Source organism: Mycobacterium sp. C31M, from assembly GCF_053345865.1.
Window position 1 is genome coordinate 24,193 of sequence record NZ_JBKFAX010000010.1, and the last position, 13,952, is coordinate 38,144.

Genomic DNA, 13,952 nt, shown 5'->3' on the forward strand with positions numbered 1-13,952 from the left:
TGGAGGTCATGTGCCGAAACATCACCGAGTTGCGCGGACTGGAACCCGCGGCCACATCTGAGGAGATCGAGGCCGCCGCCCGCCAGTACATCCGCAAGATCAGCGGGGTCACCCGCCCCACCGCCGCCAATGTCGACACGTTCGAGGCGGCCATCGCCGAGGTCACCGCCACGACCGAACGGCTGCTGTCTCAGCTGCCGCCGCGGCGTCAGCCACCCAAGACGGTGCCGCCGCTGCGCCGCGCCGAGGTACGCGCCCGGCTCGGTCTGTGAGCACCCCCGCGCTCAAGGAATGGGGCGCGGCGGTGCACGCCCTGCTCGACGGCCGACAGACCGTGCTGTTGCGCAAGGGCGGTATCCACGAGAAACGGTTCGCTCTGGACGCCGCGGATTTTCTGCTGTTCCCGACCGTGGCACACAGTCACGCCGAGCGGGTCCGCCCCGAACACCGCGACACCCTGGCGGGTTCGGCGGACAGTACCGAGGACTCGGTGCTGTTACGCGCCGGCGCCAAAGTGGTGGCCGCGGTGGAGGTAAACCAGCCCGAGCGGATCGACGAGCTCGCCGATCTGCACATCTGGACCGCCGAATCGGTGCGCGCGGACCGGTTGGACTTCCGACCGCGGCACCGGCTGACCGTGCTGGTGGTGGCGCCCCGGGCGCTGGTCGAACCTATACGCCTGCAGCGCATTCCGGACTACCGCGGGTGTAACAGCTGGGTGCAGCTGCCGGTGCCGGCCCCGGCCTGTGTTGCGCCCGTGCACGACGCCGACACCCTCGCCGAGATCACGGCGCGGGTGCGCAGCTCAGTGGGCTGACGGCGGGCGCGGATCGGCGGGCAGAACCAGCCGGGTCCGCTCGCCGTGGGTGATGGTGTGGTGGACCGAGCGCATCGTGGTGCCGGACACTGCCGGTTCCCCGGTGCCCATGTTGCGGGCGTATCGCGGGTGCGAACCGCCGGCCACCAGTACCCGGATCCGTGACCCGGCCGCGAACCGATGTGCGACGGCATCCAGTTCGATGCGGATCGGTCCGTCCTCGGAATCAACTGCGTACCTTCGGAATCCGTCGGTGACGTTATGGGAACGCCCGGCTGCGTCCACCTCGCTGACCCGAACGAACACATCATGATGTGGGTTGTCGGCGTGGTGTGCCAGTTCTATCACCGGGGAGCCGACCGTATAGAGGTCGGCGGGCAACGGCGCGCCGGTGAAGGCCAGCACATCGGCTCGTTCGGCCAGCGCCGAATCGTCGCGGTAGCCGCCACGCGAGGACAGCAACCGGCCGCCGAGGGTCGGGGTGGGATGCGCGGGCCGATAGGTGAAACCGGATTCCCCGTCGACCGGGGCATCCGCCAGCGTGCCGTCGGCGCACGGATAGAGCACCCGGGTGCCGGTCGTGGGCGGCCAGTCCGGCAGTTGCACCCAACCGTCGCCGGACGCATTGTGCACGTGGATCCGCACCGGCGCTGGCCGCTGCGGCGTCGCCCCGCCGAGGTGGCTGTCCAGCCAGTCCAGCGTCTCACGCAGCACGGTCGGCCCGCCGCGTGTCACCATCTGGGAGTGGGTCCACGATCCGACCGTCAACGCGGTCTCGACACCACGGCCGCGCAGATGCCGATACTGTGCCAACGTCTGTTCCAGGAACAGGTCCTGCCAGCCGCTGAGCAGCAGGACAGGCACCTGGACCCGATCCAGTGCTTCGGTCGCGCCGAGACGGTCCCAGTGCGCCGGATTCTCCTCGGGTGGTTGCAGCCAGGATTCGTACCACTGCGCGCCGTCGCCGAGGAACTCACGGCCGCCTTCGCCCAGTGGCAGGTTCAGCGCCGCCGCACCGACCCGGCGGCCCGCGGTGGCCTGGCGCACCAGCGCCCGGGGGATACCGCGGTCTTCCTGATGGGCGACCATATCGCTCCAGCCCAGAAAGTCGTTGAGCGAGAATGCGCCGGTGCCCCAGGAGGATTGGGCGAAATCATGGGGTCCCACGGTGATCACCGCGGCTGCCAGTTCCGGCGGTGGATCGGTCAGCAACGCCCATTGCGTGAAGCCCAGATACGACAGGCCGACGGTTGCGAACGACCCGGTGAACCAGGGCTGGTCGCGTAACCAGTCGACTGTGTCGGCGCCGTCGGCGATCTCGTTGACCATCGGAGTGAACTGGCCGCCGGAGCCGAATGTGCCCCGCACGCTTTGGAATATCACATGATAACCACGGGTGGCGTAGACGCTGCCGAACAGCACCGTGAACGGGAACCGGCGCCCGTAAGGTGCCCGCACCAGCAGGGTGCCCGCCGGTGCCGAGGTCAGCGGTTCGTAGCGGTCCGCCAGCAGATCAACCCCGTCGCTCATGGGGATCGGCACCCGCTTGTGCACGACGAAATCGGTGGTGGGGGCGGGCAGGCGCAGCGCCCGGCTCAGGGTCTGCCGGACATGACGGGACGGTCGTGAGCTCACCTAATCAACCGTACGTGGCCGATCAGAACTTGTAGTACGGCGCCAATTCGTGTGCGCGCTGCAGGTTGACCTGCAGGCAGTCGGGGCGGTCCGGGGAGTGGATGGGCGAATAGAACATCGACTGCTGCAGCACGCCGTAGCTGGTCTTGAAGGCGATCATGCAGGTGACCCACCAGCGGTCGTTCCAGTCGGTGGGCTTCATCACCCAGAACTGTGCCGCGCGGTGCCCGGCGATGTCGAGTTCGACGGCGTCGGCGGGCAGGGTGGCCTCATAGGTCCGCCACACGAACGCCTCGACCGCGATCTGGTAGTTGCCGGCGTCGTACTTGCATCGCAGCCCGTCCTCGGGCAGTGGTGGTGTGAAGGCCAGCCCGATTCGTTGCACGGCATCGAGCGGAATGTCCTCGCACGGATCGAACGGCCGCGGGTCGGTGGTCTCGATGACCGGCCACTTGATGGTGGTCGAGACGTTGGTCATCGGCAGATCGGCGGTGTTCACCTGCACCGGGGCGCCGGCGGGATTGGTCTGCCACACCACGATCACCGCCGCGACGAACGCTCCCAGCGCGGACAGCAGCCGCAGTTTGGCGCCCATCACACCTCCATGCTTCCTCATCGGACCCACGGGCCGAACCGAACCCTGCCGGGAGTCTAAACGAGAACACGTTCTAGTTGCCCGGGTTCGGGCATCCCGGCGCGGTCGGTGCCCAAGTAGGCTGGACCGTTGTGTCGTCCCCTGTCTCGAAGCCATCACGTGAACAACGACAACCGGTGTTGTGGGCGATCAGCGACCTACACACCGGCCACACCGGCAACAAGCCGGTCACCGAATCGCTCTACCCGTCCAGCCCGGACGACTGGCTGATCGTCGCCGGCGACGTCGGGGAACGCACCGACGAGATCCGCTGGGCGTTGGACCTCCTGCGCAAACGCTTCGCCAAGGTGATCTGGGTGCCCGGCAACCACGAGCTGTGGACCACCACCCGCGACCCCATGCAGATCTTCGGCCGGGCCCGCTACGACTACCTGGTCGACATGTGCGACCAGATGGGGATCATCACGCCCGAACATCCGTATCCGGTCTGGAACGAGCAGGGCGGCCCGGCCACGATCGTGCCGATGTTCCTGCTCTACGACTACTCGTTCCTGCCCGAGGGCACCGCCACCAAGGCCGAGGGGCTCGCCCTGGCCAAGGAGCGCAATATCGTCGGCACCGACGAGTATCTGCTGTCGTCCGAGCCGTATGCCACCCGCGATGCCTGGTGCCGCGACCGGGTGGCCCAGACCCGCAAGCGGCTTGAGGACCTCGACGACTGGATCAACCCGACCGTCCTGGTGAACCACTTCCCTCTGGTCCGCGAACCCTGTGACGCGATGTTCTATCCGGAGTTCTCGCTGTGGTGCGGCACCACCGCGACCAAGGACTGGCACACCCGGTACAACGCCATCTGCTCGGTGTACGGGCATCTGCACATCCCGCGGACCACCTGGTATGACGGGGTGCGTCACGAGGAGGTGTCGGTCGGCTACCCGCGAGAGTGGCGGCGCCGCAAGCCTTATCGCTGGCTGCGACAGATCCTGCCGGACCCCAAGTATGCGCCCGGCTACCTCAACGACTTCGGTGGGCACTTCGAGATCACCGAGGAGATGCGCGAGAACGCGCAGAAGATGCAGGACCGGATCAAGTCGCGGAGAGGTCTGTAGATGCCGTTGTTACCGGCCGTGGTCCCGGGACTGGTCCACACCGCCGAGCTCTACGACGATCCGCCGGACCTGTCCCCTTTTCCCGAGGAGGAGCCCCTGGTGGCGCGCTCGGTGGCCAAGCGGCGCAACGAGTTCGTCACGGTGCGCCATTGCGCCCGGATTGCCCTCGGTGAGATCGGTGTCGACCCGGTGCCGATCCTCAAGGGGGACAAGGGCGAACCGTGCTGGCCGGCCGGGGTGGTCGGCAGCCTGACCCACTGCGACGGCTTCCGCGGTGCGGTGGTCGGCCGGGCGGGGGAGGTCCGCTCCGTCGGCATCGACGCCGAGCCACACGATGTGCTGCCCAGGGGAGTGTTGGACGCGATCAGCCTGCCCGCCGAGCGCCTCGACCTCGCCGCGTTGCCGGCCGGACTGCACTGGGACCGAATCCTGTTCTGCGCCAAGGAAGCCACCTACAAGGCGTGGTTCCCGCTGACCCATCGCTGGTTGGGATTCGAGGACGCCCACATCAGCTTCACGGTGGACGGCTCGGGCAGCACCGGCAACTTCCGGTCGCGCATCCTGATCGACCCGGCCGCCGAGCACGGCCCACCGCTGACATCACTGTCGGGTCGGTGGTCGGTCGCCGAAGGTATTGCGCTGACGGCGATCACGCTGTGACGGCGCCGGCACCCGGGCTGGTGATCGTCGACAAGCCCGGCGGTATGACCAGCCACGATGTCGTCGGCCGCTGCCGGCGGCTGTTCGGCACCCGCAAGGTGGGCCATGCCGGCACGCTGGACCCGATGGCCACCGGCGTCCTGGTCATCGGCATCGAGCGGGCCACCAAATTGCTCGGCCTGATCACCGGCACCGACAAGTCCTACGCCGCGACCATCCGGCTGGGACAGAGCACCTCCACCGAGGACGCCGAGGGCGAGGTGCTGGCGACCATCCCGGCCGGACACCTGGACGCGGCGCAGATCGAGGCCGCGATCGCGCCGCTGCGCGGGGACATCGAGCAGGTGCCCTCGGCGGTGAGCGCCATCAAGGTGGACGGCCAGCGCGCCTACAAGCTGGCCCGGGATGGGCAGACCGTCGAGCTGGCGGCCCGGCCGGTGCGCATCGGGCGGTTCGAGGTGACCGCGATTCGTCGCGACGGTGAGTTCACCGATGTCGATGTCGAGGTGGACTGCTCCTCGGGCACCTATATCCGGGCGCTGGCCCGTGATGTCGGCGCGACCCTGGCCGTCGGCGGGCACCTGACGGCGCTGCGACGCACCAAGGTGGGCCGCTACGGCCTGGACGAGGCCCGCACCCTGGATGATCTCGCCGAGGCCGCCGAGTTGTCCTACGACCTGGACCGGGCCTGCCTGCTCGGGTTCGCCCGCCGCGATCTCACCGAGGCGCAGGCAGTGGACACCAGCCACGGCCGTGCGCTGGAACCGGCCGGGATCGAGGGCATCTACGCCGCCGTCGCCCCGGACGGACGGGTGATGGCGCTGCTGGAGGACGGGCGCACCCGCACCAAGGGTGTGGTGGTGCTGCGGCCGGCGACGCTGTAGGGCCGAACCCGAAGCATGGGTAGGGGATGCCCGCTGAGAAGCATGGCTAATCAATCTTCAGGTTTTCCCTAATAACGACCGGTTTTTATTAGCCAAATCCCAGGTTTCTGGCGAACTATCCGGCGTCGGCGGGCGTTGGAACTTGTATGAGCGAGCATGCACCGGTTTGCGACCACCCGCTGTTCACCTACCAGCCGGGCTGGGCCCACAGTCGCGCTGCGGCGGTGGCCCGTGTGACCCGGCACGCCGACCTTCTCGTCGCGCCCGACGCGCTGTGGACGGTGCTGGCCGATCCGCGCACCTGGTCGGATTGGCTGACCGTGCACCAGCGCTGGGTCGCGCAACCGCGGGCGCAGTTCGTGCCCGGCGCCCGGATGACCGCCGAGACCCTGATGCTCGGGGTGTCCAACACCGTGGAGTGGACGGTCGAGTCGGCCATCGCGCCCGGGACGCTGGTCCTCATCGGTGCCGGCGAGGCCGGTATGCGCACCCGGTTGACCTTCTGGGTCAGCGCGACCGAGGAGGGGTCCAAGCTGACCGTCACCTCCGAGATCGCCGGTGACCTGCTCAACGACACGATCACCGGTGCCATCGAGCAGGACGGCGCCGATCAGCTCGAGCGCAGCATCGCGCTGCTGGAGGATCTGGCCATCACCGTGCGTGAGCGGCCCGCCCGTCCGGCCCTGAGGCTTGTGCACTCGGCGCCGGAGCGCAAGACCGTCACCCGTCCCCGCGTCGGGACCACCCCGTTGCGCGCGGTGCGTTAGACAACCCAGATCGCTTCGGCCGCAGGGCTGCCCAGGTCCACGGTGGCTGCCGGCTGCTCGGGGTCGGCCGGGCTCTGCACGGCCACCGAGATCATTCCGGCGAAATCACGGCGGGTCACCACCCGCAGCCGTGAGTCCAGCGAGATGCCGACACTGTCGAAATACCGCAGCATCTCCGGGTCGGCATCCGAGATGCGCGCCACGGTGCCGTCCTCGCCGTCGGAGCAGGTGGACAACTGGCGGGCGGGCGGTGTCGGCACTCGGCCGTCGGGTGCCGGGATCGGGTCGCCGTGCGGGTCGCGGGTCGGGAATCCGAGTTTGGCGTCGATGCGGTCGAGCATCCGGTCCGATACCGCGTGCTCCAGGATCTCGGCCTCGTCGTGCACCTCATCCCAGCCGTAGCCCAGTTCACGGACCAGGAACGTCTCCATCAACCGGTGCCGGCGCACCATGGCCAGCGCGGCCTGGCGGCCCGCCTCGGTGAGGGTCACCGCACCGTACTTGGCGTGGTCGACCAGACCCTGATCGGCGAGCTTGCGGATGGATTCGGACGCGGTGCTCGCCGACACGCCGATGCGTTCGGCCAGCAGCTTGGTGCTGACCTTGTCCGGCGACCATTCCTGCGCCGTCCAGATCACCTTCAGATAGTCCTGGGCAACCGTCGTCAAGTCTTGTGGGTTGCTGTTCGGACTCACGACTAGTGAGTTTAGGCAATCTTTGCCTGATCCGTGCATCCCGCACGCAGACGGCGAGGCGCACGGGCCGTAGGCTGACTGCTGTGCAGCGGTGGAGGGGCCGAGAGGACATCCCCACGGATTGGGGTCGGTGCGTCCTGACGATCGGCGTGTTCGACGGTGTACACCGCGGGCACGCCGAATTGATCAGTCACGCGGTGAAGTCGGGACGCTCCCGCGGAGTACCGACGGTGCTGATGACCTTCGACCCACATCCGATGGAAGTGGTGTTCCCGGGCAGTCATCCGGCCCAGCTGACCACGCTGGCCCGGCGCGCCGAACTGGCCGAGGAGACCGGTATCGACGTCTTCCTGGTCATGCCGTTCACCGCCGATTTCATGAAACTCACCCCCGAGCGCTACATCCACGAACTGCTCGTGGAGAGCCTGCACGTGGTGGAGGTCGTGGTGGGGGAGAACTTCACCTTCGGCAAGAAGGCCGCGGGCAACGTGTCGCTGCTGCGCAAGGCCGGCGAGCGGTTCGGGTTCGCGGTCGAGGGAATGTCGTTGGTATCCGAGGTTTCTGGCGCCGCCGGCTCCGCCGGCATCAATCGCGATGAGACCGTCACGTTCTCGTCCACCTATATCCGCTCCTGTGTGGATGCCGGTGACGTGGTGGCCGCTGCCGAGGCGCTGGGTCGCCCGCACCGGGTCGAAGGGGTGGTGGTGCGCGGTGACGGACGGGGCCGGGTACTCGGCTTCCCGACGGCCAACGTCGCCCCGCCGATGCATTCGGCCATTCCGGCCGACGGCGTGTACGCGGCCTGGTTCACCGTGCTGGGGCACGGCCCGGTGGTCGGCACCGTCACGCCGGGCGAGCGTTACCAGGCGGCCGTCTCGGTCGGGACCAACCCCACCTTCTCCGGGCGCACCCGCACCGTCGAGGCCTTCGTCCTGGACACCGAGGCCGACCTGTACGGCCAGCATGTCGCGGTCGACTTCGTGGCGCGCATCCGCGGGCAGGAGAAGTTCGACTCGGTGGACGACCTGGTGGTCGCCATGCAGGGTGATGTCGGCCGCGCCCGCTCGATTCTCGGTTCGCAGTGAGGTCCTGTTAGTATCTCGTCCCGACCCAGCGCGTGCTGCAGTTCGCGGCGGCCGCGCCCCAGATGTTCCTCGCGGACCTTTTTGATGGAGTTGTTTCGTGGCGCTCACTGCCGAACAGAAGAAGGAAATCCTCGGCCAGTACGGTCTGCATGACACCGATACCGGCTCGCCGGAGGCCCAGGTCGCACTGCTGACCAAGCGGATTCAGGATCTGACCGAACACCTCAAGCAGCACAAGCATGATCACCACTCGCGGCGGGGGCTGCTGCTGCTGGTCGGTCGTCGGCGCCGGTTGCTCAAGTACGTCGCACAGGTCGACGTCGAGCGTTACCGGTCGCTGATCGAGCGCCTCGGTCTGCGTCGCTGACACTGCGGATGGCGGCCCTGGTGGCCGCCATTTGTGTTTCGGGGGGACTCACCGGCTGCTCATCGGCCGCCGCCGCTGCCTTTCAGGTCGGCGACTGCCTCAAGGTGGTCGGCACACCGGATCGGCCCGACGCGGTCAAGGCGACCTGCGGCAGCCCGGACTCAACGTTCAAGGTGATCGGCACCGGCAGTTCCAGCGAGGACTGCCCGATGGACGTCGACTCGTATTACTCCACGCACAGCACGTTCAGTGACACCAGCACCACGGTGTGCATGGATGTCGACTGGGTGGTGGGGCAGTGCATGGGTGTCGACCCGGACAACGGGCGTGACCCGTTGCGCGTCGACTGTGCCGATACCGCTCAACCGCACCGGCAGCGGGCAACCGAGATCCTGTCGGGTGTGGCCAATGTCGACCAGTGCCGCAGCGGTATCGGCTATGCCTACGACCAGCGTGAGTTCACCGTGTGCGTGGACGACGTGGGTGGGCGGTCGTCAGGAGACGCCGGTGTAACATGAAGTTGTTTTGGGCCCACTTCGGTCCGGAACGAGAAGGTGCGGTTCGCGCAGATCCGCGCGCACCGTCCCTGCGCGTCACAGCAGTGCTCGCCTGATCGGGCGGTCTTCGGTAGTGGCTGCCGGGGTAAACGAAACCCCGGCCGCTTCGATCGACGGCCGTAGCCGAGTTCAGGGAAATGCTGGCGCGTGTGCGCGCAAAACAGCTGAATACCCAGAAAGGCTGCGTATGTCTGCAGTTCAAACCGACGAAGGCGTGTTCGAATCCACCGCCGTCATCGACAACGGGAGCTTCGGCACCCGCACCATCCGCTTCGAGACCGGCCGACTGGCCCAGCAGGCCGCCGGTTCCGTCGTGGCCTACCTCGACGAAGAGACGATGCTGCTGAGCGCGACGACTGCCAGCAAGTCCCCGAAGGATCACTTCGACTTCTTCCCGCTGACCATCGACGTCGAGGAGCGGATGTACGCCGCGGGCCGCATCCCCGGCTCGTTCTTCCGTCGTGAGGGCCGGCCCTCCACCGACGCGATCCTGACCTGCCGCCTGATCGACCGGCCGCTGCGCCCGACCTTCGTGTCCGGCCTGCGCAACGAGATCCAGGTCGTGGTCACCGTGCTGAGCCTGGATCCCAAGGATCTGTACGACGTGCTGGCGATCAACGCCGCCTCGGCGTCCACCCAGATCTCCGGCCTGCCGTTCTCCGGCCCGGTCGGTGGCGTGCGGGTTGCGTTGATCAACGGCCAGTGGGTCGCCTTCCCGACCGTCGAGCAGCTCGAGGACGCCGTCTTCGACATGGTTGTCGCCGGCCGCAAGGTCGGCCAGGACGACTCGGCTGACGTCGCCATCATGATGGTCGAGGCCGAGGCCACCGAGAAGGTCATCGAACTGGTCGCCGGTGGGGCCGTGGCTCCCACCGAAACCGTCGTGGCCGAAGGCCTGGAGGCTGCCAAGCCGTTCATCGCCGCGCTGTGCACCGCCCAGGAGGAGCTGCACGCCGCCGCCGGTAAGGCGACCGTCGAGTACCCGTTGTTCCCGGATTACCAGGCCGATGTCTACGAGCAGGTCGCCGCGGTGGCCACCGACGCGCTGTCGCAGGCGTTGACCATCGCCGGTAAGGCCGAGCGTGACGATCGCACCGACGAGATCAAGGGTGAGGTGCTCGAGCGCCTGGCCGGCCAGTTCGAGGGCCGTGAGAAGGAGATCGGCGCCGCCTACCGGTCGCTGACCAAGAAGCTTGTGCGCCAGCGCATCCTGACCGACCACTTCCGCATCGACGGCCGTGGTGTCACCGATATCCGCGCACTGTCCGCTGAGGTCGCGATCATCCCGCGGGCGCACGGCAGCGCGCTGTTCGAGCGCGGCGAGACCCAGATCATGGGTGTCACCACCCTCGACATGGTCAAGATGGCCCAGCAGATCGACTCGCTGGGACCCGAGACCAGCAAGCGCTACATGCACCACTACAACTTCCCGCCGTTCTCCACCGGCGAGACCGGCCGCGTCGGCTCGCCCAAGCGCCGCGAGATCGGCCACGGCGCGCTGGCCGAGCGTGCCCTGGTGCCGGTGCTGCCGAGCGTCGAGGAGTTCCCGTACGCCATCCGCCAGGTCTCGGAAGCGTTGGGCTCCAACGGTTCCACTTCGATGGGCTCGGTCTGTGCCTCGACCCTGTCGCTGCTGAACGCCGGTGTGCCGCTCAAGGCCCCGGTCGCCGGTATCGCGATGGGCCTGGTCTCCGATCAGGTCGACGGCGAGACCCGTTTCGTGACCCTCACCGACATCCTGGGCGCTGAGGATGCCTTCGGCGACATGGACTTCAAGTGCGCGGGCACCAAGGAGTTCGTCACCGCCCTGCAGCTGGACACCAAGCTCGACGGCATCCCCTCGCAGGTGCTAGCCGGTGCCCTGAGCCAGGCCAAGGACGCGCGCCTGACCATCCTCGAGGTGATGGCCGAGGCCATCGACACCCCGGACGAGATGAGCCCGTACGCGCCGCGTATCACCACCATCAAGGTCCCGGTGGACAAGATCGGTGAGGTCATCGGGCCCAAGGGCAAGATGATCAACTCGATCACCGAGGAGACCGGCGCGTCGATCTCCATCGAGGACGACGGCACCGTGTTCGTCGGCGCCAGCAATGGCGAGGCCGCCCAGGCGGCGATCGACAAGATCAACGCGATCGCCAACCCGCAGCTGCCCAAGGTCGGCGAGCGGTTCCTCGGCACCGTGGTGAAGACCACCGACTTCGGTGCCTTCGTCTCGCTGCTGCCGGGCCGCGACGGCCTGGTGCACATCAGCAAGCTGGGCCGTGGCAAGCGCATCAACAAGGTCGAGGATGTGGCCAAGGTGGGTGACAAGCTGCGCGTCGAGATCGCCGATATCGACAACCGCGGCAAGATCTCGCTGGTCCTGGTCGACGAGGACAACGCCGAGGCACCTGCCGAACAGCCCGTGCCTGCCGGCGCAGAGGCCTAGTTCAACCGATCGGATGCCCGGCACCCACGTGGTGCCGGGCATTCGTCGATTTCGCGCACCGACCCTGGGTACGGCAACATGGGTCGCCGCAGAGAGGAGCGCCCATGGCGACGGCCACGCGCCGCACGGACCTGCCCGGGGGGCTCCGGGTGGTCACTGAACACATCCCGTCGGTGCATTCGGCATCGGTGGGTGTCTGGGTGGGCGTCGGGTCCCGCGACGAGGGCGCCTCGGTGGCCGGCGCGGCGCACTTCCTGGAGCATCTGCTGTTCAAATCGACGCCGACACGGTCGGCGGTGCAGATCGCGCAGGCCGTCGACGCCGTCGGCGGTGAACTCAATGCGTTCACCGCACGGGAACACACCTGCTACTACGCCCACGTGCTGGACTCCGATCTGGAGCTTGCGGTGGACCTGGTCGCCGATGTGGTGCTCAACGGGCGGTGTGCTGCCGAGGATGTCGAGGTCGAGCGCGATGTGGTGCTGGAAGAGATCGCGATGCGCGACGACGACCCCGAGGACACCCTCGGTGACGTCTTCCTGACCGCGATGTTCGGCTCGCATCCGGTCGGGCGGCCGGTGATCGGCAGCACCGAGTCCATCGAGGCGATGACCCGCGCGCAGCTGCATTCCTTCCATACCCGGCGCTACACACCGGACCGGATGGTGCTGGCGGTGGCAGGCAATGTCGACCATGCCGAGGTCGTCGCCCTGGCGCGGCATCATTTCGGCCCCCGGCTGGTCCGGGGCCGCAAGGCCGCACCGCACCGCAAGGGCACCGGCCGAGTGCCGGGTAAGCCGTCGTTGCAAATGGTCAGCCGGGATGGCGAGCAGAGCCACCTGCTGGCCGGGGTGCGCAGCTTCGGGCGCTACTCCGAGCATCGCTGGGCGCTGTCGGTGCTCAACAACGCCCTGGGTGGCGGTCTGAGTTCGCGCCTGTTCCAACAGATCCGGGAAACCCGGGGATTGGCCTACTCGGTGTATTCGAGTACCGACACCTTCTCGGACTCCGGTGCCTTCTCGGTGTACGCGGCGTGTCTGCCCGAGCGGTTCGACGAGGTGGTGCGGGTGGCCACCGATGTGCTGGCCGATGTGGCCCGCGACGGTATCACCGAATCCGAGTACCGGATCGCGAAGGGCTCGCTGCGCGGTGGGCTGGTGCTGGGTCTGGAGGACTCCAGCTCGCGGATGCACCGGATCGGGCGCAGCGAACTGAACTTCGGCAAGCACCGCACCATCAAGCAAACCCTCGCCCAGATCGACGCGGTGACCCTGGACGAGGTGAACGCCGTGGCGCGACGTTTGCTGGCCAGGCCGCTGGGTGCCGCTGTGCTGGGCCCCTACAAATCGAAAAGGTCGCTGCCGCAGCGACTTCGGGATATCGCGGGGTAGTGGGTTACAGTCGGTTGATGCGCCTGTCACGACGAGATCTCTTCATCGGAGGATTGACGCTGGTAACGGTGGCCGCGGCAGCCGGCTGTGCGGACGAGTCCGCACTCGCCGCCCCGGTGCCGTCGCTACCCGAACAGATCCGCGACCTCGAAGCCCGGCACAATGCCTTCATCGGGGTGTACGGGGTGAACCTGGACTCCGGGCTGTCGGTGCGCAACCGCGCCGGTGAACAGTTCGCACTGTGCTCTACCTTCAAGACCTATGCCGCCGCGCTGGTGCTGCGCCGCGTCGCCGAGGGTGAATTATCGCTGGAGAAGCCGGTTTTCGTGGATCCGGCCGGCATCATCGCCAACTCGCCGGTGACCGAGGAGCGGGCCGGCGGTCAGATGACGCTCGCAGAGCTGAGCCAGGCCGCGCTGCAGCGCAGCGACAACCTCGCGGCCAACCTGCTGCTGGCCACCCTCGGCGGTCCGCGGGCCATCACCGATTTCGCCCGCAGCATCGGTGATACCGCGACCCGGTTGGATCGCTGGGAGCTGGAACTCAATTCGGCCATTCCGGGGGATCCCCGCGATACCAGCACACCGGAAGCCTTGGGCAGCGGCTACCGCAACCTGCTGGCCGGCGACGCCTTACCGCCCGCGCAGCGTGATCTGCTGGACGGGTGGATGCGGGCAAATCAGACCTCCAGCATGCGGGCCGGCCTGCCGCCGGACTGGACCACCGCCGACAAGACCGGCAGCGGTGACTACGCCACCACCAACGATGTCGGGATCGCCTACGGTCCGGGCGGCACCCGGGTGCTGCTGTCGATCATGACGCGCACGCAGTCGGCCGATCCGGAGGCGCCGGGTCTGCGGCCGATGATCGGCGAGGTCGCCGCGCTGGTGCTCCCGCATCTGCTCGGCGCGCACTAGCGATGAGTTTTCCTCGGCCGCGCCGTCTTATCTGGTGACCGT

General features: G+C 67.7%; 15 protein-coding genes. 12 read left to right on the forward strand and 3 right to left on the reverse strand.

The genetic code is table 11. The annotated features are described in order from the left end of the window. Positions 1-8 precede the first annotated feature (8 nt). On the forward strand, positions 9-272 hold the full coding sequence (locus tag ACLBYA_RS16180) for a DUF2277 domain-containing protein (RefSeq protein WP_447710444.1): 264 nt from the start codon (positions 9-11) through the stop codon (positions 270-272). Next, positions 269-817, forward strand: a complete 549-nt coding sequence (locus tag ACLBYA_RS16185) for a DUF1802 family protein (RefSeq protein ID WP_447710445.1) — start codon at positions 269-271, stop codon at positions 815-817. Before ACLBYA_RS16180 ends, ACLBYA_RS16185 begins: the two co-directional genes overlap by 4 nt. Here the strand turns inward: ACLBYA_RS16185 and ACLBYA_RS16190 are convergent. Further along, positions 806-2,452: a CocE/NonD family hydrolase gene (locus ACLBYA_RS16190; RefSeq protein WP_447710446.1), complete on the reverse strand. Its 1,647-nt coding sequence runs from the start codon at positions 2,450-2,452 to the stop codon at positions 806-808. The genes ACLBYA_RS16185 and ACLBYA_RS16190 overlap by 12 nt on opposite strands. 22 nt (positions 2,453-2,474) lie before the next feature. Beyond that, complete coding sequence (locus tag ACLBYA_RS16195) at positions 2,475-3,047, reverse strand: DUF3558 domain-containing protein (RefSeq protein WP_447710447.1); 573 nt, start codon at positions 3,045-3,047, stop codon at positions 2,475-2,477. Between the two features lie 131 nt (positions 3,048-3,178). Here ACLBYA_RS16195 and ACLBYA_RS16200 point away from each other — a divergent pair, with 131 nt between their 5' ends. From ACLBYA_RS16200 to ACLBYA_RS16215, 4 genes are all read left to right on the forward strand, one after another. Then, positions 3,179-4,156, forward strand: coding sequence for a metallophosphoesterase family protein (locus ACLBYA_RS16200; protein WP_447710448.1), 978 nt, complete (start codon positions 3,179-3,181; stop codon positions 4,154-4,156). Then, positions 4,157-4,816, forward strand: a complete 660-nt coding sequence (pptT, locus tag ACLBYA_RS16205) for a 4'-phosphopantetheinyl transferase PptT (RefSeq protein ID WP_447710449.1) — start codon at positions 4,157-4,159, stop codon at positions 4,814-4,816. Next, positions 4,813-5,700: a tRNA pseudouridine(55) synthase TruB gene (gene truB, locus ACLBYA_RS16210; RefSeq protein WP_447710450.1), complete on the forward strand. Its 888-nt coding sequence runs from the start codon at positions 4,813-4,815 to the stop codon at positions 5,698-5,700. The genes pptT and truB overlap by 4 nt, the downstream gene beginning before the upstream one ends. A 146-nt stretch (positions 5,701-5,846) precedes the next feature. Beyond that, a complete protein-coding gene (locus ACLBYA_RS16215) occupies positions 5,847-6,467 on the forward strand; it encodes a type II toxin-antitoxin system Rv0910 family toxin (RefSeq protein ID WP_447710451.1) in 621 nt (206 codons plus the stop codon). On the opposite strand, the gene mntR is transcribed toward ACLBYA_RS16215, so the two are convergent. Further along, positions 6,464-7,201, reverse strand: coding sequence for a manganese-binding transcriptional regulator MntR (mntR, locus tag ACLBYA_RS16220; protein ID WP_447710452.1), 738 nt, complete (start codon positions 7,199-7,201; stop codon positions 6,464-6,466). The two genes, ACLBYA_RS16215 and mntR, sit on opposite strands and share 4 nt — an antisense overlap. A 44-nt stretch (positions 7,202-7,245) precedes the next feature. Between mntR and ACLBYA_RS16225 the strand changes: the two genes are divergently transcribed. The 6 genes from ACLBYA_RS16225 to bla all read left to right on the forward strand — a co-directional run bounded on the left by ACLBYA_RS16225 (position 7,246) and on the right by bla (position 13,910). Then, a complete protein-coding gene (locus ACLBYA_RS16225; protein ID WP_447710453.1) occupies positions 7,246-8,247 on the forward strand; it encodes a bifunctional riboflavin kinase/FAD synthetase in 1,002 nt (333 codons plus the stop codon). Between the two features lie 97 nt (positions 8,248-8,344). Further along, a complete protein-coding gene (gene rpsO / locus ACLBYA_RS16230) occupies positions 8,345-8,614 on the forward strand; it encodes a 30S ribosomal protein S15 (RefSeq protein ID WP_030135021.1) in 270 nt (89 codons plus the stop codon). 8 nt (positions 8,615-8,622) lie between these two features. Next, positions 8,623-9,132 carry an LppU family putative lipoprotein gene (gene lppU, locus ACLBYA_RS16235; protein ID WP_447710454.1) on the forward strand — a complete coding sequence of 170 codons (510 nt, stop codon included), beginning with the start codon at positions 8,623-8,625 and terminating at the stop codon, positions 9,130-9,132. A 226-nt stretch (positions 9,133-9,358) separates the two neighbouring features. Continuing rightward, complete coding sequence (locus tag ACLBYA_RS16240; RefSeq protein ID WP_447710455.1) at positions 9,359-11,602, forward strand: polyribonucleotide nucleotidyltransferase; 2,244 nt, start codon at positions 9,359-9,361, stop codon at positions 11,600-11,602. A gap of 104 nt (positions 11,603-11,706) precedes the next feature. Further along, a complete protein-coding gene (locus tag ACLBYA_RS16245; RefSeq protein WP_447710456.1) occupies positions 11,707-12,993 on the forward strand; it encodes a M16 family metallopeptidase in 1,287 nt (428 codons plus the stop codon). Between the two features lie 14 nt (positions 12,994-13,007). Next, positions 13,008-13,910 (forward strand): class A beta-lactamase, encoded by a 903-nt coding sequence (bla, locus tag ACLBYA_RS16250; RefSeq protein ID WP_447710661.1) that lies wholly within the window; start codon positions 13,008-13,010, stop codon positions 13,908-13,910. Positions 13,911-13,952: the final 42 nt, after the last annotated feature.